This is a genomic window from Bowmanella denitrificans (assembly GCF_002887595.1).
GTDB lineage: Bacteria > Pseudomonadota > Gammaproteobacteria > Enterobacterales > Alteromonadaceae > Bowmanella > Bowmanella denitrificans.
In genome coordinates, this window is sequence record NZ_PEBU01000018.1 from 48991 (window position 1) to 66794 (window position 17804).

Sequence of the window (17804 nt, forward strand, 5' to 3'; positions counted from 1 at the left end):
ATCAGCCATTATTGCCCCCTTTTTACGTCGTAGCGCCCGGCCAAATCAGCACTGGCCAGGGCCAGTTGCATGGCTTCGGCCAGTTCGGTTTCGCTTAACTCGCCTTCCAGATCGAGCAGGCTTTGCAGCAGTTGTTCCAGGCTGTCGGCCTGGTCGACTTTTTGCTGTGCGCCTTTTAGCCAGGCTTCCATAGGCTGGGCGGCTTGCTGGCGGAGCTGGGTGGTTAAGTTGTCTAACTGCTGGTCGGCATTGTTGGCCTGGTTGGCTTTTAGGGCGGCCAGCATTAACCGCAGGGCGTCTTTACCCTGGGGCGGTAGTGGCTTGGTGCTGGATTGCTCTTGTTCTGGTTGGTCAGGCGCGGGTTTGCTGGCCAGGCTTAGTATTGGCTCGTTACCGTCGGGCTGGGGAATGCGCAGCTTTTCATGGGCGTACGACAGCGGTATTTGCATACCCATGCCCACCAGCGCCGGTAAGGCGGTGGCGTAGGTGGTGAGGTCTTCCGGTTCCTGGATGTCGAACACCAGGCGCGGTTTGCGGCGGGTGTCGCCCTTGTAGCTTTTGCCGTTGAGCATAAACAGCGGCCAGATAAGATCGCGGTTTAGAGTGCTGGCTATCTGGCTTAAGTCGTGGTCGCGAATATCCTGGCGCACCTCGTTGTGTACGTTGCCCAGGGCCTGGCTGCCGGTGCTGTCGACCTGAGCGGTTAGGGTTTGGCCAACAATGGCTTTACTTTGTACTCGTTCGCACCAGGTCATCATGGTCATGAATGGATCACCGCCGCCGCCTTTGGCTGCGTCGTGAAATTCCAGCTCCATCCCCTTGGGGATGATACCCCCGGCGTTGTGGCCAACTTCAACCACGGCACGCAGCAGGGCGCGCTTCTCCTGGTCGGTGGCACCGCTGGGGTAGCGGCCGACCCGAATGGGGATACCGTAAATTTCCAGAAACTCGGCCAGATCACGCAGGCTGTAGTTTTTAAACACAAACGGCCAGGCTAACTGGCGCACCAGGCCGATACGGGCCGGGTAGCCGGATTTTGCCTGGTGGCGGTGCTGGATCCAACCGAAGGGCTGCAGCAACTGGCCATGGCCGGAATTGTCGCGCAGTACAATTTGGTTTTGGTCTTCCTGATGTAGTTGGAACCAGGTTAACGGCCGGTGGCCCAAAATGCTGGGTATGCGCCAGTTGTGGTACGGCTGCCACACCATTTCGGTATTGGATATGCCCTTAAGCACCGCGTCGGTCATGCCGAATAACAGGCTATGCCATTCGTCCATGTCTTTCAGGATTTGCTCTATTTCCTCGGCGTCTTTGCGTTCCTGGGCGCTAGCATTGGTGGGCGGCTCTACCATCCAGGGCACGCTGGAAACGGCCATCCGGCGTTTAAACAGTTCGGCCTGGATGTGGCCGTCTTTTTCTTCGATGTCTTCGGCCAGGTAGGCCTGCTGGATCAGGTTGCCGTGTTCGGCTTCGGTAAGTATGGCGTGCAGTTTTTGCGGGGTTAGGCCGCTGCTGGGGTGCTCTGGCCGTTCGCGCTTCAGCACCATGGTGGCAGGGCTTCTTTCAGTTTGTGACTGGCTGGGGGCAAACTTGTCGCGCACCTTAAAACGGGTGCCGTTGGTTTCGTAAAGTGGCATTAGAAACACCCTGCTTGGTTAATGTGTAGGTCGTCGTCCTGGTCTGTTTCTGACCAGCGGCTGTGTTTGTTGGGTATGGGGGTAAAGGCTATTTCGCTGCCGTCCAGGGTACTGGCAAACACCAGCATGGCACAGGCTATGGCCGCGTCGCCGTGGCGGCGTTTACCCTGGTCGGTTTTGGTGTTGGGTAAACAGGGTATGCCGCGCGCGTTGATCTGCAGGGCGCGCAGGTCGTCCAGAATGTCGGCGTCTTTGGGAATGGTGATGGTGCCGTCTTCAAAGTGGGCCTTCATACGCGGCATGTTTTCCAGATACCACTTTTCGGTAAGTTTTACCGCTTCCACCAGGCCAGTGCCGTAGCGCTCCACGGTTTGCTCAGCCAGGTAGTCACCGTTGCCGGTGGCATCCAGGGCGGCACCGGTAAAGCGTGGCAGCCTGTCCATGATGTAGTGCAAGATTTGCTCTTGCTGGCGGTAGGGTATGTTTTTAAGTTCGATGGCCAGGGGCACGGTCAGGCTCAGGTCCTGGGCAATTGTGCCTATCCAGATAACCGTTAGGTCGCCTTTGCGGGCAAAGTCTTCGCCCAGGCAATGGCGGTAAGCGGGGTCAAGCTTTTGCAGTTCTGGCAACAGGGTGCGCTGGCACCAGTCCTGTACGTCGGCAAAGCGCAAATGCTCGGCCATTTCGTTCCAGCTTTGGCTTTGCTCATAGCGCAATACAGGCCATTCCTGGCGCATGGCCAGTTCTATCAAAGCTCGGGTTAAGTACGCACCGCCGCCTTGTTTGGGCACGCAGAAGTATTCTTCCAGGGCGTCTTCCTGGCTGGCTGTGTCGCGCAGCAGGTCGGCTTTCCATTGGTCTTCCAGTTCCTGGGTCCAGGCTTTACCCAGGCGCTGACAAATACGCTGATACAGCCCTTCGTTGCAGGCGTCGTCCAGGGTAATGCGGTGCACGCTATAGCGTTTTTTACCGGCGCGGCTGTCTTCAATCAGCTGATTAAACAGGTTGTCTATGCCGTTGTGGGTGCTAATCAGGCGTACCTTTGCGCCCCACATGGTTAACGCCAGAGCGGCTTTAAGCACCTCGGCTAACTGTTCGTGGAAGGCGGCTTCGTCAATGGTAACGTTGCCCTGCATACCCCGCAGGTTACTGGGCTTGGATGACAGCGCCTGGATTTTAAAGCCACTGGCAAAGTGAATAACAAAGGTGAGGATTTCTTTGCCTTCCTGGCCGTCGTCTACAAATACCTCTTCCTGGATGTCGCCCGCTGCTTTGTTGAAGGCTTTGGCCCACATGGCGGCCGCGTCGATAAACTCGCGGGCCATTTCTTTGTTGCTGCCCACATAAAAGTGGTTGGTGCCCTGGGCGCTGCGGGCACGGCTGGCAGTGAGCACGGCGTCGGCAGCTTCCGCCCAGGTAATGCCGGTTCGGCGCGACTTCTCGGCAATTTTTAGCGGCGAGTCATCGGCCACCCAGCGCTTTTGGTAACCCAGCAACAGTTCGTCTGGGTCAAAGGGAATAAAGGTGGGCAGGCCAAAGCGGGTTTCCAGCCTGTCGCATTGCTCTATGGCCTGCTGGTATTGACTCTTGCTGGGCCTAATCTCAGGCGGGACGGTAGGGGCCTTGGGTGGGAGTTTCATCAGGCTAACCCCAGTATCTCGCGTTTAATCTGTGCTACCCCTTCGGCTGTCATACCTGCGGCGCTGGCAGTCTTCTCAGCTTGAGCTGCTGCCTCTTCAGCAAAGGCTTTACGGATTTCCTGCTGGCGTTTATGCGACTTGGTGGCGGCCTCTTCCAGGTCTTTTACGCCCTGGGCGAGCTGGCGGATAAATTTGGGTTCTACCACTTTGTCTGATTCAGACAGCTTTAACACCTGGTCAAAGGCCAGAGTACGCACCATTTCAATAAGGATTTTGCTTACCTCACCTGTGGGCTTGTCGCCCAACTGGTCAACCCACTGTTTGGAGACTTCGCGGGCTTCCTGAATTTTGCTGCCCACCGTGGCCATTTGGGTGGCATAGCGGTTCAGGCCGCTGCGGCTTAACTCTTCCTCTTCGGGCAAGCCTGCAGCGCGGATCATGCTGTTAACCTTTTCCAATACATAGGTTTGGGTAACCGACCTGTCGCGCAGCAGCTCGATTAACTCGGCCTTGATGTCTTCCGGGAGTTGGTCGATTTTGCTGGGTTTGCCTCTGGTGCGTTTATCGGTCATGGCTTGTCCTTTGGCATTACGCTGCCCCAGCCATCTCTGGCGATTTGTCTTGAGAACTCTTTACGCAATCTTGGAATGGCTTCCCGCAACTCATCTAACACTCTGAAGTATTGAGGGAACTGGGAACGCATATGGTTGCGGAACGCTTCGGCTTGTTCCGGGTAGTTGGGTTCCATAACGTCCTTGGCTATGTCTTCAATAACAAACGCATGAGCTAGGCTGTTCATGGCATCCACTTCGGCCTTTGTGCAGGTCTTACGTTGGGCCATCCCTAAACCCTCGGTCCTGGGCGTTTAACACCAGGTTGGGTGGCCAGGCCTTTTTCTACGTCCAGGCCGCGCTGGGTGAGTGTGGCAATGGTGTAGCTTTCGTGACTTTCCAGGGTGGCCAGGCCTTGTTCTTTTAGCCAGTGCAGGTGGGTGCCGATGCGGTCCATGGTCATCTGGTTGCCGTAGCGCTGGCACACTGCCTGAATAATGCTGTTGTTGGTGCTGTAGCCGTCCATTGCGGCCAGGCAGTGCAGTATACTGAGGCGCTGGTTTTCGGCCATGATTTGGTCCAGGGACATTACTTTTTGCCTCCGTTGAGTTCGTTTTGGATCAGCATGTTGTCGTTGTTTAACAGCTGTTTAAACAGGGGGTTAATACCGTCGAGGCGGCCATTTAGCAGGGCCATTTGTTCGCGTAGCTGGCCAATTTCCTTGCTGGTGGGCAGGTGCTTAATGTGGGCGTCGAGGGCTTGCACGGTTTCGCGCATGCGGGCGTGGTCTTGGCGTTGCTGCTCAAAGTCGGCCTGATGCTGGGCCAGGGCTGCGGCCTGAGCCTGCAACGATTGCTGGGTTTCCTGTCGGTGCTGGTGCAGATCGCTTTTGGTGGCAAAGTAGCGGCTTAACCAGTACAGCAGAAAACCGCTGGCCAGGGTTATCAGCAGGCCATAGACAAATTTGTACGCTTCGATGTGGGTAAACACGGGTTCCATTAGCGACGGCTCCTTTGTTCTTGTAGTTGTTGGCAGTCGGTGCAGTACTGGGTATGGGGCATGGCCAGGCGGCGCTGGGTTATGTCGGCGTCGCAGCCTATGCACAGAGGCTGGCCGGTAGCGCTAAGTTTTAACGGTGCGGCCGGGGCCGGGGTGCGCACACCTGCCAGGGCCGCTTTTTGGTACTGCTCGTTAAGCAGTTGGGCGCGGTCAATGATGTCCATCAGGCTTTGCCCTTAAACAAACTCAGGCTGGGTTTACCCGCCTTATCCCAGGTGCGAAAGCCAAAATAGGCTAACACCGGGGCGGCGAGAACCAGGGCAATCTCCCAGTCAGCCCCAGTACCCTTACCAAAGGCATGCAAGGCTTCAAACCCAAATATGTAGGCGGTGAGTACCCAGAAGCTTCGGCGCACAATTTTGGGGCGGGTTTGGCGTACGTAGGGGTCTTCGGCGTTGTCGCCACTTCTGATGGTGTTCTGTTGTTCCTGGTGCATGCCCAGGTCGTGCTGCAGGCGCTCTTTTTCACGGGCGGCCTGAATTTGTTCACGCTCTACGGCCAGCCTTTCCAGGCCCAGCTTTAGCTCTGTTAAGGCGGCCTGGTCTACTGCTTTAACCCTGGTGGCCAGTATGTTGGCTTGCTCTGCAGGGGGTTCGCCTTTGACCAGTTCGACAACATCGGCGATGGCCTCGGCAGTTTGTTCGACCTTGCCGCCTTTGCTTTGGCCAAACATACGAATCAGGCTAGGCCCGGCGGTAAGCAGGGTGGTCAGTATTGCGCTCATGTGGGTTCCTTTAATCGCTGCCGGGCTGCCTGCAGGGCGGCCAGGCGGCTTTGCTGTGGTGGTGAGGATACGCTGCTGGGCGTGTGGCCAGTTTGGTTGGCGTTGATGTACTGCTGTATTTCGGCCAGCGATACGCTGTTCCAGCCTTGCCGCCAGTAGCTGTGCGCGGTGGCGTTGTGGCTGCTTAGGGGCATTTGGGTGGCGCGTTGGCTTTGCCAGGCGGTTAACTCGGCAGTAAAACGGGCCTTGCGGCCCATGTCGTAAAATTGCTGGTTGTGGCGGCTCATGACCACTTCCCGGACATTACCGCCCCTGGGGCGTACAGCAGGCGGTTGGCACTTTCGGTGTAGTGTTCCTCGGTGCCTTTGCCAAGCTCGGTGTTGTAAAAACGCTTCCAGTACTTGGCGCGGGCGGGCAGGGTGGCGGGTATGATTTCGGGACGCAGCTTGTATTTAAGGCGGCAGCAAATCATTGACAACACCGGGTCGTCGGCCAGGTCAAGGGCAAACAGCGCATCAAGGTTATAGCCCCAGATATTGCTGAGTAATAGCTTGTCTTGTTGGCGGGTGCGCTTTTGCAAGTCGGTAAAGCCAACGTGGTCAAACTGGTTGAGGCCAAAGCCGTTGCTGGGGGTGGTGTCTGGATACTGGCCTAACTGGGTTTCAGCACTGGCGGTTTCCATCAGCAGGTTGATGGCGCAGCCGTTTACCCCGTGGCCAAACACGGAACATACTTGGGTGGCTTGGTTTAGTGCTTCCTGGTGGGAAGCTAAGCCGTAATAGAGTGTGGGATTTTCTTGGTTCATGCCGCCATCGTAAAGGCGGCGGCGGAGTGGGCGGGTTTAGCCTGGGCTTGGGGTTCCAGGCTGTTTTTTTGCGGGTTGGTTGGGGCGGATCCTGTGCTTCTAATTGGTTGCTGTCAAGGCCGGTACAACCTTAACAACTATCACAACTGTGGCAGTTGTTAAGGTTGTGTTGGTTGTTCGGCCAGGTAGCTGTAGTGGCAACTGCGGCCCTTGCGGCTACAGGACCAGTGTTTGCCTTCGTAGCGGTCCAGGCGTGCCCTGGCGGTTTTGTCGTCTTTTTCGCAGCCTACCGCTTTGAGCAGGTCGGTTTTGTTGAGGGTGGGGAACTGGCGCAGGGCGGCTTTGACGTCCTGGATAAATTCCAGATCGTCTTCGCTGGCCAGGGCTTCGGTCATGTCTTTTTCAGTTAGCGCCAGGCTGGTGGGGCAAATATCAAAGGCTTTGTTTTGAATGTTGGCGCGCTCTTTTACCGCTTCCAGCAGCACGCCAATGCCGTTGGCTTGTTCGCGCTTACGCAGGCGGTACATGTTGTCTACCGAGTTGCGAATATTGTTACTGCCCTGGTAGTTGCGGCCGTCTTTGTTGCTGTGGTGCAGCACCACAACGGTGGCCCCGGCTTCACGAATGTTCATTAGCCGGTCCATGACGCGCATAATTTGGCTGTCGTGGGCGACGTCGCCAAAGTTACGCAGGCTGTCGAAAATGAACACCATGTTTTCGTAGCGGCTGGCGGTGGCGGCGTTGGCCAGTTGTTCCAACAGCTCCCCGGCACCCAGGGCGCTTTTACTGCGTTGTATGTAATGCAGGTTGGCGTAACGGCGTACCAGCTTGCGTTCCACCCCGCGCTCGGCCAGTACGCTCAACGGGTTGTCAAAGTCCATATAAACAACGGTTAAACGCTGGGCGGCGCAGTAGTTGGCCAGGGCAAAACCAACCCAGGTTTTCCCGTTACCGCCGTCGGCAAACAGCATGGTAATTTGCCGCTTGGCCAGGAAGCCGGGCAGAATAAAATCAACGCTTTCGTTAAAGTCTTCCGGGCGCAGGGCGGCGGCTTGTAGGACTTCTAGCATACTTAAAATGCCTCCCGCTTTGATTTTCTTTGCAGCCTATCGATTTCAGCGGCCAATAAGGCCCCCGCTTTAGTTAGTTCTCGGATGCGACTGGCATTGGAATCGTCTTGGCCGGGTTTCCACCACTCTCTATCCCAAGGCCAATAATTTGGAGGCATCCCTAGTAGGTAAGCCTGATTTCTGATTCGTTCACGCATCTCATTGCCGCTCCCAGCAACAGTTGCGTAACAAATGGCGGCAGTAGTTAAGGTTCCAGGCTTGTATGCGTCGTCTAACTCAGCGCTACGCCCTTCTTCGTCAATCTGCCTTTGTCGTTCATCGGCAATTAGTTGTGAGCCTGTTTTCATGCTTCTCTCCTAGTAATAACGGGTTTGGTCAATTAACGGGTTGCAAACGCTGGCTATCAGCTCATCTTCGCCGCGCATGGCATAAATGTGCTGCAGGGCTTCGCGCAGCCTGCCTATCAGGCGGCTTTGGTCTTCGATTGTGATATTGGCCAGTTGCAGTGCTTGTTCTGGTGGAATGGGTGCAGCCAGGTCGTCTCCAGTCGGGCTGAAGATGTCCTGGCGCTGGGTAGTTGTTTTAATGCTCATTGTTCCACCCTATCCGAAAGCGAAGCCGCTGAGCTTTACCACCAGTAGGTCGTAAATTACCCAGGCAAACTGGCTGCCAAGAGCAAGCTCGGTCCCAAACCAAAAGCCAGCGGTAAACCAGCTTTTTACACCTGCGGGTTTTAGCGATAGCATGGCTTACCCCTCGTCTATAAAGTCTGCGGGCACCTGGGTAGCCACTAGCTGCAGTTGAGTTGGTTGGCCGTTAACCATAGCGGTGCCCAGCCACAGTCTGGCTTCTTTGCCTACTGCTACTGGGGATTCGACAAACTCCACCTCTTCAATGACGTTGGTGGCGCACTCTGCGAACACCCAGGACTGTTGGGCGCACATGTGCATGGGTGCATCGTGGTCGTAGTCTGGATGGGTTTGTGTGCCCAGTTTTTCTAACCAAAGTGGGTGTTTAGTCACGGTACACCTCCACCAACCCCTTGAGACTGTGCAAGGCTTTAACCTGCGACAGTTCGCGGGTTAAGGCGTCCATCCGGGTAGTGTGTTTGCTGAGCTTTTCATGCTGCACATAAATGGCCAGGCAGGCCAAAAACAGCAGCACAAACAAGGTGACGATGAGCAATTCAATTATCATGGTGTTCTCCTGGTTAAAGTAAACGGCCCTGCACTTTGGCGCGGTATTCTTCGCGCTTGTGTTGCAGGATTTTGTAGACCTGGATCTGGTTTAGCTCCGGGCAGTACTCTTTGTGGATGCGGGCAACCGGCCAGTTGTGCTGGTTCCAGAGCCGGAACATGTGCATGTCGCGCAGTTCCTGGCGCAGTTTGTCGCCGCGCGGCAGGTAGCGGCACTCGCCGCCCTGGTAGTGGGCAATTTCGGCAATGGTTTCGCAGGCCAGCTTGTAGGCTTGTTTTGAGTCAATACCGTTTTTGGCCAGGCGACGTTCTATTAGCAGTAGCAGCGTCCACAGGTGTTCTTTGTAGGCGGCCATGGCCCGTTGCTGGTCACTGGCCAGAGCGGGCAGGTGGTCCAGTAACTGGTCAAAGCCGTCGTCTAAAAACAGCAGTTGTTGTTCTTCAGTCATGGGCGGGGCCTCGTTGCTGGGTGCGCAGACTGGCCAGACGTTTTTGCAGTTGGCAGTCTTCGTCTATCCATTGCTGGGGGATCACTGGCGGCAGTTTGCGTGCGATGTTGTAGCTAAGCAGTGGGCGCGGCTCTGGCAGGGTGCCTGCTTTAAACTGGGTGATAATCCGTTTCCATTCGGTGTTAAACCGCCGCTCGAAGCTGCTGGCCGCTTCCTGGGTAACGTGGTGGCCGATATGCTGGTTGATAACCTCTACCACTCTGTGCAACCAGGTGAACTGTTCGACAAAGCGGTACTTGCCGTGGCGGTCAATGATTTGTTGCAGGGCCTGGTGTTTTTCGGGCAGGCCCAATGCTTGAGGGTCGTCACACAGGTTTAAAAACTCTGGTAGCTCTGGGGGCCATTCAAGCTTGGCGCTGATAATGCGCTGGATGGCGTGGGCCACTTGTTCTGGCTTTATGGCTTCCTGGATAAAGGCTTTTGCCCACATGCGCTTGGTGGCGTCCAGTTCGTTCTTGCTGGTGAAGCGGCTGGCATACTTGCGGCCAAAAATAAGCTGCAACTGGCCAAATGCTTGGTTGATTAAGGGCGCTACCTGTTGCATGGCGGTGTCACTTTGCCCAGTCGCTGTTGTCGACTTGCAAGAGGGCGTGGCCAATGTCTTGGCGATGTGTTGCAGATCTTGCGGGCTTTTCATGGTTGGCTCCGGTTGGCAATTGCAGGGCGGTGCTTAGGTTCTGGTCCCAGCCGGGCAGGCTGTGCAGCACTTTTTTCAGGTAGTTGTGGTTGCTGAGTGGCTTGGCGTCGCCACTTTCATTGCGCCTGGCACTGATTTGCTGGGTGGTTTGTTCCAGGGCCTGGGTTAGGGCCTGGCGGTTGACGGTGAGCGCCTGGACTTCGCTGATCAGCCGCAGGGCGCGACTGTTGGCCAGGTCGCTTTTAGCCGGGCGAAACAGCGCCAGGTAACCCACTAGGGCGGCGGCCTGTTCGGTGGACAAGGCGGCCACAGTACCAAGCAGGGTTTTACCGGCTGTGTCTTGCACCAGGGCGTCTAGGTGCAGGCCTGTGCGACAGACCGGGCAGCGGCCTAACTTCATGGTTTTGCCCCCTGGCCTTCTATGTGACCGTGGTAGGCGGCTGAAACATAGTCGTACGGGGCCTGGCTGGTGGACCACATGCGCTGCTTGTAACCCACCAGGTGGGTGATGCCTTTGGCGATTAGTTGTTTGGCCATCAGGCGCTTGTGCCAGGCTTTTATAGATTCGAGGTTGCTTAGTGCCATGCCACCGGATTGCCAGGCTACCGACTCAACGCCAACACCGTTGTTGGCTTTGGCGGTTTGGCGTTTGATCCAGGCGTCCAATGCGGCTTCTGAGCCGTCGCGAACAAAACCCTGGCGGGCCATGTCGATCCAGATGGCGCGGATTTTGTCGACTTCGGCCAGACGGCTGTTGCCGCTTTTGGGTGACTGGCGGCGCTGGCCGGTTTTGCTTGGTTTAAAGCCTTTGCTTTGCATGTGCTCAAGCACGTCATGCAATTGTTTTGGGCGCAGAGCGGCCGCGCTGTTGTGGCCGGTTATTTGTACCAGCATGGCGCGGTAGGTGTCGTCGTCCAGCCCCAGTTTGGCTTTGCCGACATGTACCTTGGCAATCAGCCGTTTGCGGGCGTCTTGTATGGCTTTATTGTGTTGCATGTTGACCTCGTTTTGCTTAATCGAAGCCCTGCTTGGCAAGGCTTGGATTAAGCCCCTCGTAAGGGGCGGGGTTTAGTTGGCTGGTTCGATTTCCAGCCATTTTTCGTCGGTGTCTTCGGCGTGGTAGACGTTGACCTGGTAAAGGGTTTCCAGGCCGTCTATGTCGCTGGGAAGGCTGGCTAACAAGGTGCGTAAGTCTTTTACGCTGCCAATGTGGTGGGTTTGTTTTTTGGGTGCGTTCATGCGGATTGCTCCAGGTTATTGATGGATGCCATATCAAGGGGAAGTTGGTGGTACACGCCCTGGTCGTCGCGGTAGTAAACCCGGAAGTATTCGGCGGTGGAGTCGTATTCCAGGGCGTCGGCCAGGGCTTCCATGGCGGCTGGCCAGTTTGGATCATCAATTTTCAGGCGGCGTAAGGACTGCAACTTGGCCACGCTGTAACAGCCTTGACTGTCCAGTCGTAAATAGCCTTTAACCACGGCTTGCAGATTGCGATTGCTGCCCTTTGTCCAGGACTCAACGCATTGCTCTATCAGCTTTGCCGCAATTAGCATGCGTTCGTTAGCGGCCAGGCGGGTTTGACGGGCGCGTTCAATCTTGATGCGGCGGTCAAAACTAAACAGCGTGACATTTCCCTTTTTGCCGCCTATGTTTTTGCCGTATTCAGCAAAGGACTTTTCAACCAGAGCAGCTACTTCGGTACGCAGAAACTTGGCTAGGGCCTGCATTTCGTCACTAATCACCACACACCCTTTAAACAGCTTTTTAACGACTTCGTCGCGGGTCTTGTCGATGTCTTTTATTCGGTCCAGGCGCATGTGGTTGCCGTCTGCATCGAGCATAAAGCCGGGAGGGGCGTTGTTTTCGGTCAGTTCGTAGAGCTTTTCGATAGTTTTCATGGGGGCCTCTTATTGTTGGTTGGGGGCGTTCCAGCGCACGGTAATGCCGTTGATGCGGCAATGGGTTTGGTAGGCGCGTCCGTGCTGCGTACCTATGACGGTTTCGTAGGTGCCGACCAGGCTGCCCTTGGGTGGGGGCAGAATGTCGATGATGTCGCCGCTGTCGCCAATGCTGATGCCGGTAATGGCGCAGTTGCGCTTTACCAGGAGTTCCAGCACTTTGCCGACGGCGTTGACCTTGTTGCGTATAACGGTGTTGTAGCGGTTCATGGCCTTTTGCTCCGGTTGTTGGGGCAGGTTTGGCAGGCGCGAAACAAGGCCACCCGCTGGGGGTTACTGGCTGAGAACGGGCGGATTTGTTCGCTATGACAGCGCTTGGCCGAGATTTCCTCCAGAATGGGGCACTGCACCATCTGGTGGGTGTAGGTTTCCAGTACCAGGCGCTGGATGTTTTCAAGGTTGCCGGGGTATTTGCTGTTAAGTACCTGCGACAGGGTGGTTTTGCTGACGCCCAGGTCGGCTTCGACCTGACGGCGGCCCAGCTCGGCGGCTTTACTTTGCAGTAGTTCAAGCCATTGCACGGTGATTCTCCTTGCCGATCTTCAGCTCGACCAATTGCTTGCGGTTTTGGTCCCACAGGCCGTTGGGGCGAATAATCGGGTACTTGTAGCCGGTGTTTTCGAGCAGCATGTACACCACCTTTGAGCCTGTACGCACCGCCATACTGGCGCGACGGCGCTGGGGCTGGCTGATGACAACATAGCCATAACAAATTAAGTCGCTTAGGTACTTTTCAACGCTGGCGCGGGTTGCTTCGGCGCTACCGGTTAAGTCGTCGACGGTGAACTTGCGCAAAAAACGCATGGCCTGCCATATGCGCTGACGGGCGCTTTTGGGCTTAGGCGAGGTGCGGTTTTTACCGGGTAGTATGGGTTTTACCCCTTTAACCCGGCTGTAAAGCACGGGGTTAAAGGTGGCGTTAACGGTTTCAACTGCGCCCAGGCTTTTGAGGTAATCAATAGCCATTTGGGCCTGGTGCAGGGTGATGTTTAGCGCATGCACCAGGTCGGTGGCGTGAAAGCTTGGCTGTGTCTGGATCCATTCCCAGCTGGTTTGGCTTGTCGTCCTGTTGCCTGTTGTAGTGTTATTGGCGGTGGACATTGCTACCCCTTACTGCGCACTTGGGAAGAACGCCTGATTGCCCCACTGTTCAGCGGTAACGCTGGTCAGTTTGTTGGCTTTGGCGAACTTTTCGATTTTGTCCAGGGCGGTATGGATACGGCGATACGAGCCCTTACTGACGTCCAGCAGTTGCGCGGCCAGACAGTCGGCGATGCTGCAGTTTTCCAGCAGCGCTTTGGCCATTATGGCGATGTCGCCAGAGTTTGCGGGCTTGAACTCGACATGCTGGGCCACGCGGCTGTCTAACTGTTCGAGACGTTTGATTTTGCGGGGCAGTTCGGCGTAACCAATCATGATGATCGGCACGTTGGCCATGTCGTAAATGTCGCGAATGGTTTCCAGAATTTCGGGCTTGTCGGCGATGTAATCGCATTCGTCAATAAACAAGGGCAGGCGGGTAACGCACAGCTCTTTAATGATGAAATTAAAGGTGTCGACTTTGCTCCAGCGTTTGTCCAGGCCCAGTTCCTGGCCTATGCGTTCCAGAAAACTGCGGGGGCTGTCGGCCTTCAGGCAGCGCACAAGCAGGCCATTTGCCTGGGCGAACAACCAGACACCTGCAGTGGTTTTGCCGTAACCGGCTTTGCCAGTGAACATGCCGATAGCTGGGGAGCCAGACTGGGCGGCGTCCATCAGGTTCTGGAAGGCTTCAAAGGCTGCCATGACGTTGCTGGTTCTTGCTACTGTGGATTTCATTGGTGTTGCTCCTTTTTCAGGTCTTCTTCAAATAGCGTTTCCAAGAGTTGGAATTGCCGGGGTTGCGCACGTTGATACTGGTGCAGCCAGGCCCGTTCCTCTGGGGTTGCGGTGCCGTTTAAACGGCGTTCAAAGAGGTAACGTGCCTGGTGGTGCTCGTTGCGGAAAATGGGGGTGCTGTCTTCAGCCAGGGCTTGTTCTGCCGCCTGCAGTTGCTGGCGCTTGGCTTCAAATTCGCTGAGCTGCTGTTCGCTGTACTCGCTGTACTCGCTGGCTTGCTGACTTTGCTCTATGGCTTGCTGCGTGGCGTTGATTAGCGCACTGTCGGCCTGGCTGGCAGGTTTGGGGAAAGCGGCCAGGCTTTCAAACTGCTGCTTTTGGTGGGCCAGGATTTGCTGGGCGATGTCTTTCACCGAATGTTTTTTAGCAGTGTTGGCCAGTGCCTGGCGCTGTTCGCGCAGTTTGGCGCGCTGCAGTTCTTTGGCTTGGCGGGCGATGTCTTCGAGATTGACGGTGCCGTCTGACAGCTCTGGGTTAACTGCTTCACAGATAAAGTGGTGGTGCAGCGCATGGAACACGTAGATTTTGCTGATGTCTTTGGGGTTCCAGCGGCAATACACGCGCTGGCCTATGTAGCCGCCCAATTCGGGGTGCACGTAACACATGTTTTCGATGCGGATGCCGTCTTTTTTGCTGACGGTGCGCTGGCCGTTGTTGCCGGGGATGGGGGCCAGCAGTACGTCTAGTACATGGTGGTTGTCTAACCGGCGTATGGTGGCTTTACTGTTGGTAAAGCGTTCAAACGGGCTGCAATTCAGTTCACTGTGGACCTTGGTGTGGTATTTGTAGTCGATCCAGTCGTTGATGAACTGTTGGAACTGTTCTGCTGACAATTCAACGTTGATGGCTTCTTTGTCGCGGCCTTTCAGGCGGCGTTCCATCAGGCGTTGATGAAATGGTATGCGCTTGCTGATTTGCTCGCGGTCAGCCACGCTGTGGCCAACGTAGCCTTGCAGCAGTTCGGCTATGCCATGGGAAAAAGTGCGGAAAAACCGTTCTATAAAAGGCTTTTGCCAGCCGCTGTAAGGCTGGGTGAGTTCCTGCTCTATACCCAGGGCGTCAAACACGCTGGTGATATGCACGCTGGTGTAGTCGCTGCCGTTGTCGGTGCGGGCGATGTCGGGCAAGCCCCATTCCAGGATGGTTTCGCGCATTAGCAGGGCGATACCTTCGGAGTTTGAGGTTTTCTTAAGTACGCATTTAACGCGGCGGGTGTAGATGTCGATTACGCCAATAATGGAGTAACGGCCATCCAACAACATTACGTCGGCCGGGGTGCTGTCAAATTCCCATATATGGTTTATGTGCAGGGCTTCGGCGGCTTTGTTGCCGAAAGCGGCCATGTATTTGTTCTGCCAGCCGGACGGGTCGCACAGCGATGTGTACAGCTCTTGGTTTTGCTGTTTCCAGCGCGTTAACCAGGTGCGGCAGGTGGGCGCTGAGGGTAGAAATTCGCAGGTTGGAAAGCTGGCTTTAATGGCTTCGTAGAGCTGTTCGCCTTTAACGTGCGGGTATTCTTTGATCATGGCGATGGCAAAGGCGTTTATTTGCTCGTTGCTGTCGATGATGCCGCTGCCTTTGGCGTGGCCGTATTTGCCTGCCAGGCCGGTAATGCCTTCGCGGTTATAGGTGGCTTGCCAGCGTTCCAGGGTGGCGCGGCTGATGCTGGTTTTGGCTTTAAAGGCGAATTCTGGCAGTTGGATGCGGCGTTCGTTATATAAGGTGGCGAACTCGTTAAACGCGGCCTTTTGTGGCAGGTTGCTTTGCTTCTGAAACAAGGTGGCCGACATCAATATGGTGAAAGCGGCTTCTGCGCGGGCTTTTGCCGGGCCGTCTAGCCCCGCCAGGGTTTGCACGGCTTGCTGCTTGCTTTGCTGGGCAAGGGTTTGGCGGTTTTTGTTTGTGGTGGTGATGGCTCTGGCGGCTGCTATGGCAACGTGGTTGGCGGTGTCGTTGATGCCAAACGGGGCCAGAACTGACACTTTTATGTCGTGTGGCAGGGAGTCAACATAATAATGTGGTATTTGGCCGCCGCGCCCGGTTAGCAGGGTGTGCGCCCAGTTTTCTTTGTTAGCTCTGAGCCTTACGTTGCGTGGGGCGATGCCGACAGCTTCGGCAATTTGCTTGGCAGTACACTTTTCCATGTTACTATTCGTCCTTGGGGTTTTGTTGTGTACGGTTACTGCGATCTGCTACGCTTGATCCCGATTTGCGATATTTTCGTGGCCCACTTTTGTTGTAGCGTGAAGGCCAGATGGTTTGAGGTTGTTCCCCAATGGCGTCAGCAATTATGCGTTCAGCCTTGGGATACGGGCGGTGTAACGCCTGTTGCAGAGTGCCGGGGCCAAGTGCCTTAGACTCTGAAAGTTTGCGCAGGGACATCCCTGTTGCTTTCTTAACAGCCGCAACAATGTCTGCGTTGTGCCAATCTGAATGGGCCATTTTTATGTCCTTTTTGTGTCTGCATGAATACAAAATAAGTACATAAAAATGTGTTGTAAACCGAAATAACACACAAAAGTGTGTGTTTTTCTCTATGCTATTGTTTTAACAGAGATTATTTTTGTGGTGATTTCAAGAGGTAGGCATGGACGCGGAAAAGTTTGGTGAACTGATCTTCCAATTGCGTGAAAGCGTGTTGTCGCGTGCTGAGATGGCCAGACTTTACCCGTGGCATGTAAATACCATTCTTGCTTATGAGAAGCAGGGGCGCTTGCCCGATACTGATTACCTGGCTGCGCTTTCCTATGAAACAAAGTCCGATTATGTGCAGTTGATACGCCAGCGGGTGCAGGCGGGCATACTGGCTGAGGAACATCCCAATGTTATTGGCTGGGTAGAGGCCGCAACCGCTGCCATACCGGGCGAACACCCTAGCTACGTGACTGCCCCGGACTGTGAGCCAGGTCATATGATTATGGAAAGGGCAGCGTTGTATGACCCTGAACACAAACGCTGTGCTGAGATTGACGATGATGCGATGGAACCAACACTACCAGCTGGTAGTGTTGTGCAATACATGGTTGACAGCACACCACTGCAAGACGGCAAGTTGTACGCGCTGGCGTTAAACGACAGAACTGTGATTAGACGGGTGCAATTTGGTTTTGAAGGTGAGCTTTTGCTAGTGGCAGACAATCGCAAGTTTGAAACACTGCATTTAACCAAACAACAGGCCACCAGGTTAAAAGTACTGGGCAAGGTTTGCCTGGTGGTGACTGAATTGGATTAAGCCGGATCTGTTACAACTCAGATCCGACTTTACAACTGTTCCCTGAATCCCGCGCTATCGTCTAAACCCGCGTCTTATGGGCCTTTATCCCTATCTAAGTGTTTTTGTGAAAGTAGGATCAATGGATCCGACTTTCTTGTTTGGAACTCGGATCTTGTTTTGGGTTTTTGACAGGGGCCACAGACTATAAGACGCCTGCAGAAGCCCACGTTTAAACAGGCTTTAAAGGGTGCGTAACCTGTTGCAAGGGCCTTAAGTGGCTTGTCCTCACTCTGCAACTGCGTTGGTGGTGTTTTCCAGGTGATGACCTCAATGTACCCGATCAGGCGTCTTTGGTGCGTTTCTGACCTCTGTTTCCCTGCAGCCCTTTATTGATAGGCTTTCCCACATTTTCCCGCCAAATTTTATTGGATCCCACTTAACCCTCATTCTTTCTTAGTGTTTACACAGGGCGGCCATGGTTTGAACCCTGGTTCGACAAAAATGCCAGGAGCATTTTTGAACGCCGCTCAGTCAGCGGCGCCCCGCAGGGCAGAATACAGGAAGTATTCTGTAATCCCTCCCGATGTAATTTCCAAAACTGGATAAACGCTTTCAACTGGACGGGGCCTCTGCACTCAATCGTTATCAGGCCACAGTCGAAAGCCTGTCTGTACTCAAAAGGTCAACAGGCATAATGTCGACCCGGGGGAATCTATTATTGTTGGGCTCAAGCCCAACCCACAGTGGGTCGGACTTGAGTCCGACAGAATTAAAGTCGTCAGTTCCAAGTGGTCAGTAGTCAGTAGTCAGTAGTCAGTAAGCAGAAATCCGTTGACAGAGCGCGAGGGCGAGTCAGCCTGAACAGCCAACAGCCAACAGCCAACAGCCAACAGCCAACAGCCAACAGCCAACAGCCAACTCGCGAT

28 protein-coding genes are annotated in these 17804 nt (G+C 55.0%); 1 reads left to right on the forward strand and 27 read right to left on the reverse strand.

Going from position 1 to position 17804, the window contains the following annotated elements:
- Positions 1-8 precede the first annotated feature (8 nt).
- The 27 genes from CSR04_RS23195 to CSR04_RS23320 form a co-directional block, all read right to left on the reverse strand.
- Complete coding sequence (locus CSR04_RS23195; protein ID WP_102798736.1) at positions 9-1637, reverse strand: DUF935 domain-containing protein; 1629 nt, start codon at positions 1635-1637, stop codon at positions 9-11.
- Positions 1637-3277, reverse strand: coding sequence for a hypothetical protein (locus CSR04_RS23200; protein ID WP_102798737.1), 1641 nt, complete (start codon positions 3275-3277; stop codon positions 1637-1639). The genes CSR04_RS23195 and CSR04_RS23200 overlap by 1 nt, the downstream gene beginning before the upstream one ends.
- Positions 3277-3849: a DUF3486 family protein gene (locus CSR04_RS23205; protein ID WP_102798738.1), complete on the reverse strand. Its 573-nt coding sequence runs from the start codon at positions 3847-3849 to the stop codon at positions 3277-3279. The genes CSR04_RS23200 and CSR04_RS23205 overlap by 1 nt, the downstream gene beginning before the upstream one ends.
- On the reverse strand, positions 3846-4118 hold the full coding sequence (locus CSR04_RS23210) for a hypothetical protein (RefSeq protein ID WP_102798739.1): 273 nt from the start codon (positions 4116-4118) through the stop codon (positions 3846-3848). The genes CSR04_RS23205 and CSR04_RS23210 overlap by 4 nt, the downstream gene beginning before the upstream one ends.
- Positions 4119-4120: 2 nt before the next feature.
- Complete coding sequence (locus CSR04_RS23215; protein WP_102798740.1) at positions 4121-4417, reverse strand: VpaChn25_0724 family phage protein; 297 nt, start codon at positions 4415-4417, stop codon at positions 4121-4123.
- Positions 4417-4827 carry a DUF2730 family protein gene (locus CSR04_RS23220; protein WP_102798741.1) on the reverse strand — a complete coding sequence of 137 codons (411 nt, stop codon included), beginning with the start codon at positions 4825-4827 and terminating at the stop codon, positions 4417-4419. Before CSR04_RS23220 ends, CSR04_RS23215 begins: the two co-directional genes overlap by 1 nt.
- Positions 4827-5051 carry a TraR/DksA C4-type zinc finger protein gene (locus tag CSR04_RS23225; RefSeq protein WP_102798742.1) on the reverse strand — a complete coding sequence of 75 codons (225 nt, stop codon included), beginning with the start codon at positions 5049-5051 and terminating at the stop codon, positions 4827-4829. Before CSR04_RS23225 ends, CSR04_RS23220 begins: the two co-directional genes overlap by 1 nt.
- Positions 5051-5611, reverse strand: coding sequence for a hypothetical protein (locus CSR04_RS23230; RefSeq protein WP_102798743.1), 561 nt, complete (start codon positions 5609-5611; stop codon positions 5051-5053). The genes CSR04_RS23225 and CSR04_RS23230 overlap by 1 nt, the downstream gene beginning before the upstream one ends.
- Complete coding sequence (locus tag CSR04_RS23235; protein ID WP_102798744.1) at positions 5608-5898, reverse strand: hypothetical protein; 291 nt, start codon at positions 5896-5898, stop codon at positions 5608-5610. Before CSR04_RS23235 ends, CSR04_RS23230 begins: the two co-directional genes overlap by 4 nt.
- Positions 5895-6416, reverse strand: a complete 522-nt coding sequence (locus CSR04_RS23240) for a hypothetical protein (protein WP_102798745.1) — start codon at positions 6414-6416, stop codon at positions 5895-5897. Before CSR04_RS23240 ends, CSR04_RS23235 begins: the two co-directional genes overlap by 4 nt.
- A gap of 158 nt (positions 6417-6574) precedes the next feature.
- Positions 6575-7486 (reverse strand): AAA family ATPase, encoded by a 912-nt coding sequence (locus tag CSR04_RS23245; RefSeq protein WP_102798746.1) that lies wholly within the window; start codon positions 7484-7486, stop codon positions 6575-6577.
- Between the two features lie 2 nt (positions 7487-7488).
- On the reverse strand, positions 7489-7833 hold the full coding sequence (locus tag CSR04_RS23250) for a hypothetical protein (protein ID WP_102798747.1): 345 nt from the start codon (positions 7831-7833) through the stop codon (positions 7489-7491).
- Positions 7834-7842: 9 nt separating this feature from the next.
- Entirely contained in the window at positions 7843-8079 is a 237-nt protein-coding gene (locus tag CSR04_RS23255) for a hypothetical protein (protein WP_102798748.1), read from the reverse strand.
- Positions 8080-8235: 156 nt separating this feature from the next.
- Positions 8236-8508: a hypothetical protein gene (locus CSR04_RS23260; protein WP_102798749.1), complete on the reverse strand. Its 273-nt coding sequence runs from the start codon at positions 8506-8508 to the stop codon at positions 8236-8238.
- Positions 8501-8683 (reverse strand): hypothetical protein, encoded by a 183-nt coding sequence (locus tag CSR04_RS23265; RefSeq protein WP_102798750.1) that lies wholly within the window; start codon positions 8681-8683, stop codon positions 8501-8503. Before CSR04_RS23265 ends, CSR04_RS23260 begins: the two co-directional genes overlap by 8 nt.
- A 13-nt stretch (positions 8684-8696) precedes the next feature.
- Positions 8697-9131: a Mor transcription activator family protein gene (locus tag CSR04_RS23270; protein ID WP_102798751.1), complete on the reverse strand. Its 435-nt coding sequence runs from the start codon at positions 9129-9131 to the stop codon at positions 8697-8699.
- Positions 9124-9828, reverse strand: a complete 705-nt coding sequence (locus CSR04_RS23275) for a replication protein P (protein ID WP_172449469.1) — start codon at positions 9826-9828, stop codon at positions 9124-9126. The genes CSR04_RS23270 and CSR04_RS23275 overlap by 8 nt, the downstream gene beginning before the upstream one ends.
- Positions 9743-10228: a hypothetical protein gene (locus CSR04_RS23280; protein WP_102798753.1), complete on the reverse strand. Its 486-nt coding sequence runs from the start codon at positions 10226-10228 to the stop codon at positions 9743-9745. Before CSR04_RS23280 ends, CSR04_RS23275 begins: the two co-directional genes overlap by 86 nt.
- On the reverse strand, positions 10225-10824 hold the full coding sequence (locus tag CSR04_RS23285; protein WP_102798754.1) for a gp16 family protein: 600 nt from the start codon (positions 10822-10824) through the stop codon (positions 10225-10227). Before CSR04_RS23285 ends, CSR04_RS23280 begins: the two co-directional genes overlap by 4 nt.
- A gap of 72 nt (positions 10825-10896) precedes the next feature.
- The gene (locus CSR04_RS25055) at positions 10897-11067 is read right to left on the reverse strand and encodes a hypothetical protein (protein ID WP_172449470.1); all 171 of its coding nucleotides are present in this window, start codon (positions 11065-11067) and stop codon (positions 10897-10899) included.
- Positions 11064-11726, reverse strand: coding sequence for a DUF3164 family protein (locus CSR04_RS23290; protein WP_102798755.1), 663 nt, complete (start codon positions 11724-11726; stop codon positions 11064-11066). The genes CSR04_RS25055 and CSR04_RS23290 overlap by 4 nt, the downstream gene beginning before the upstream one ends.
- 9 nt (positions 11727-11735) lie before the next feature.
- Complete coding sequence (locus tag CSR04_RS23295) at positions 11736-11996, reverse strand: hypothetical protein (protein WP_102798756.1); 261 nt, start codon at positions 11994-11996, stop codon at positions 11736-11738.
- Positions 11993-12307, reverse strand: a complete 315-nt coding sequence (locus CSR04_RS23300) for a helix-turn-helix transcriptional regulator (protein ID WP_102798757.1) — start codon at positions 12305-12307, stop codon at positions 11993-11995. The genes CSR04_RS23295 and CSR04_RS23300 overlap by 4 nt, the downstream gene beginning before the upstream one ends.
- Positions 12294-12887 carry a hypothetical protein gene (locus CSR04_RS23305; protein WP_102798758.1) on the reverse strand — a complete coding sequence of 198 codons (594 nt, stop codon included), beginning with the start codon at positions 12885-12887 and terminating at the stop codon, positions 12294-12296. The genes CSR04_RS23300 and CSR04_RS23305 overlap by 14 nt, the downstream gene beginning before the upstream one ends.
- Positions 12888-12896: 9 nt before the next feature.
- On the reverse strand, positions 12897-13604 hold the full coding sequence (locus CSR04_RS23310) for an AAA family ATPase (RefSeq protein ID WP_102798759.1): 708 nt from the start codon (positions 13602-13604) through the stop codon (positions 12897-12899).
- Complete coding sequence (locus CSR04_RS23315) at positions 13601-15808, reverse strand: Mu transposase C-terminal domain-containing protein (RefSeq protein ID WP_102798760.1); 2208 nt, start codon at positions 15806-15808, stop codon at positions 13601-13603. The genes CSR04_RS23310 and CSR04_RS23315 overlap by 4 nt, the downstream gene beginning before the upstream one ends.
- Before the next feature lie 4 nt (positions 15809-15812).
- Positions 15813-16106 carry a helix-turn-helix domain-containing protein gene (locus CSR04_RS23320; protein WP_102798761.1) on the reverse strand — a complete coding sequence of 98 codons (294 nt, stop codon included), beginning with the start codon at positions 16104-16106 and terminating at the stop codon, positions 15813-15815.
- A 145-nt stretch (positions 16107-16251) separates the two neighbouring features.
- On the opposite strand from CSR04_RS23320, the gene CSR04_RS23325 reads away from it, so the two are divergent.
- A complete protein-coding gene (locus CSR04_RS23325) occupies positions 16252-16896 on the forward strand; it encodes a S24 family peptidase (protein ID WP_102798762.1) in 645 nt (214 codons plus the stop codon).
- Positions 16897-17804 lie beyond the last annotated feature (908 nt).

What these genes read in the sequence shown, in the direction of transcription:
- CSR04_RS23195 (WP_102798736.1), bottom strand. Translation starts at nt 1,637, where the DNA reads ATGCCACTTTACGAAACCAACGGCACCCGTTTTAAGGTGCGCGACAAG.
- CSR04_RS23200 (WP_102798737.1), bottom strand. Translation starts at nt 3,277, where the DNA reads ATGAAACTCCCACCCAAGGCCCCTACCGTCCCGCCTGAGATTAGGCCC.
- CSR04_RS23205 (WP_102798738.1), bottom strand. Translation starts at nt 3,849, where the DNA reads ATGACCGATAAACGCACCAGAGGCAAACCCAGCAAAATCGACCAACTC.
- CSR04_RS23210 (WP_102798739.1), bottom strand. Translation starts at nt 4,118, where the DNA reads ATGGCCCAACGTAAGACCTGCACAAAGGCCGAAGTGGATGCCATGAAC.
- CSR04_RS23215 (WP_102798740.1), bottom strand. Translation starts at nt 4,417, where the DNA reads ATGTCCCTGGACCAAATCATGGCCGAAAACCAGCGCCTCAGTATACTG.
- CSR04_RS23220 (WP_102798741.1), bottom strand. Translation starts at nt 4,827, where the DNA reads ATGGAACCCGTGTTTACCCACATCGAAGCGTACAAATTTGTCTATGGC.
- CSR04_RS23225 (WP_102798742.1), bottom strand. Translation starts at nt 5,051, where the DNA reads ATGGACATCATTGACCGCGCCCAACTGCTTAACGAGCAGTACCAAAAA.
- CSR04_RS23230 (WP_102798743.1), bottom strand. Translation starts at nt 5,611, where the DNA reads ATGAGCGCAATACTGACCACCCTGCTTACCGCCGGGCCTAGCCTGATT.
- CSR04_RS23235 (WP_102798744.1), bottom strand. Translation starts at nt 5,898, where the DNA reads ATGAGCCGCCACAACCAGCAATTTTACGACATGGGCCGCAAGGCCCGT.
- CSR04_RS23240 (WP_102798745.1), bottom strand. Translation starts at nt 6,416, where the DNA reads ATGAACCAAGAAAATCCCACACTCTATTACGGCTTAGCTTCCCACCAG.
- CSR04_RS23245 (WP_102798746.1), bottom strand. Translation starts at nt 7,486, where the DNA reads ATGCTAGAAGTCCTACAAGCCGCCGCCCTGCGCCCGGAAGACTTTAAC.
- CSR04_RS23250 (WP_102798747.1), bottom strand. Translation starts at nt 7,833, where the DNA reads ATGAAAACAGGCTCACAACTAATTGCCGATGAACGACAAAGGCAGATT.
- CSR04_RS23255 (WP_102798748.1), bottom strand. Translation starts at nt 8,079, where the DNA reads ATGAGCATTAAAACAACTACCCAGCGCCAGGACATCTTCAGCCCGACT.
- CSR04_RS23265 (WP_102798750.1), bottom strand. Translation starts at nt 8,683, where the DNA reads ATGATAATTGAATTGCTCATCGTCACCTTGTTTGTGCTGCTGTTTTTG.
- CSR04_RS23270 (WP_102798751.1), bottom strand. Translation starts at nt 9,131, where the DNA reads ATGACTGAAGAACAACAACTGCTGTTTTTAGACGACGGCTTTGACCAG.
- CSR04_RS23275 (WP_172449469.1), bottom strand. Translation starts at nt 9,828, where the DNA reads ATGAAAAGCCCGCAAGATCTGCAACACATCGCCAAGACATTGGCCACG.
- CSR04_RS23280 (WP_102798753.1), bottom strand. Translation starts at nt 10,228, where the DNA reads ATGAAGTTAGGCCGCTGCCCGGTCTGTCGCACAGGCCTGCACCTAGAC.
- CSR04_RS23285 (WP_102798754.1), bottom strand. Translation starts at nt 10,824, where the DNA reads ATGCAACACAATAAAGCCATACAAGACGCCCGCAAACGGCTGATTGCC.
- CSR04_RS25055 (WP_172449470.1), bottom strand. Translation starts at nt 11,067, where the DNA reads ATGAACGCACCCAAAAAACAAACCCACCACATTGGCAGCGTAAAAGAC.
- CSR04_RS23290 (WP_102798755.1), bottom strand. Translation starts at nt 11,726, where the DNA reads ATGAAAACTATCGAAAAGCTCTACGAACTGACCGAAAACAACGCCCCT.
- CSR04_RS23295 (WP_102798756.1), bottom strand. Translation starts at nt 11,996, where the DNA reads ATGAACCGCTACAACACCGTTATACGCAACAAGGTCAACGCCGTCGGC.
- CSR04_RS23305 (WP_102798758.1), bottom strand. Translation starts at nt 12,887, where the DNA reads ATGTCCACCGCCAATAACACTACAACAGGCAACAGGACGACAAGCCAA.
- CSR04_RS23310 (WP_102798759.1), bottom strand. Translation starts at nt 13,604, where the DNA reads ATGAAATCCACAGTAGCAAGAACCAGCAACGTCATGGCAGCCTTTGAA.
- CSR04_RS23315 (WP_102798760.1), bottom strand. Translation starts at nt 15,808, where the DNA reads ATGGAAAAGTGTACTGCCAAGCAAATTGCCGAAGCTGTCGGCATCGCC.
- CSR04_RS23320 (WP_102798761.1), bottom strand. Translation starts at nt 16,106, where the DNA reads ATGGCCCATTCAGATTGGCACAACGCAGACATTGTTGCGGCTGTTAAG.
- CSR04_RS23325 (WP_102798762.1), top strand. Translation starts at nt 16,252, where the DNA reads ATGGACGCGGAAAAGTTTGGTGAACTGATCTTCCAATTGCGTGAAAGC.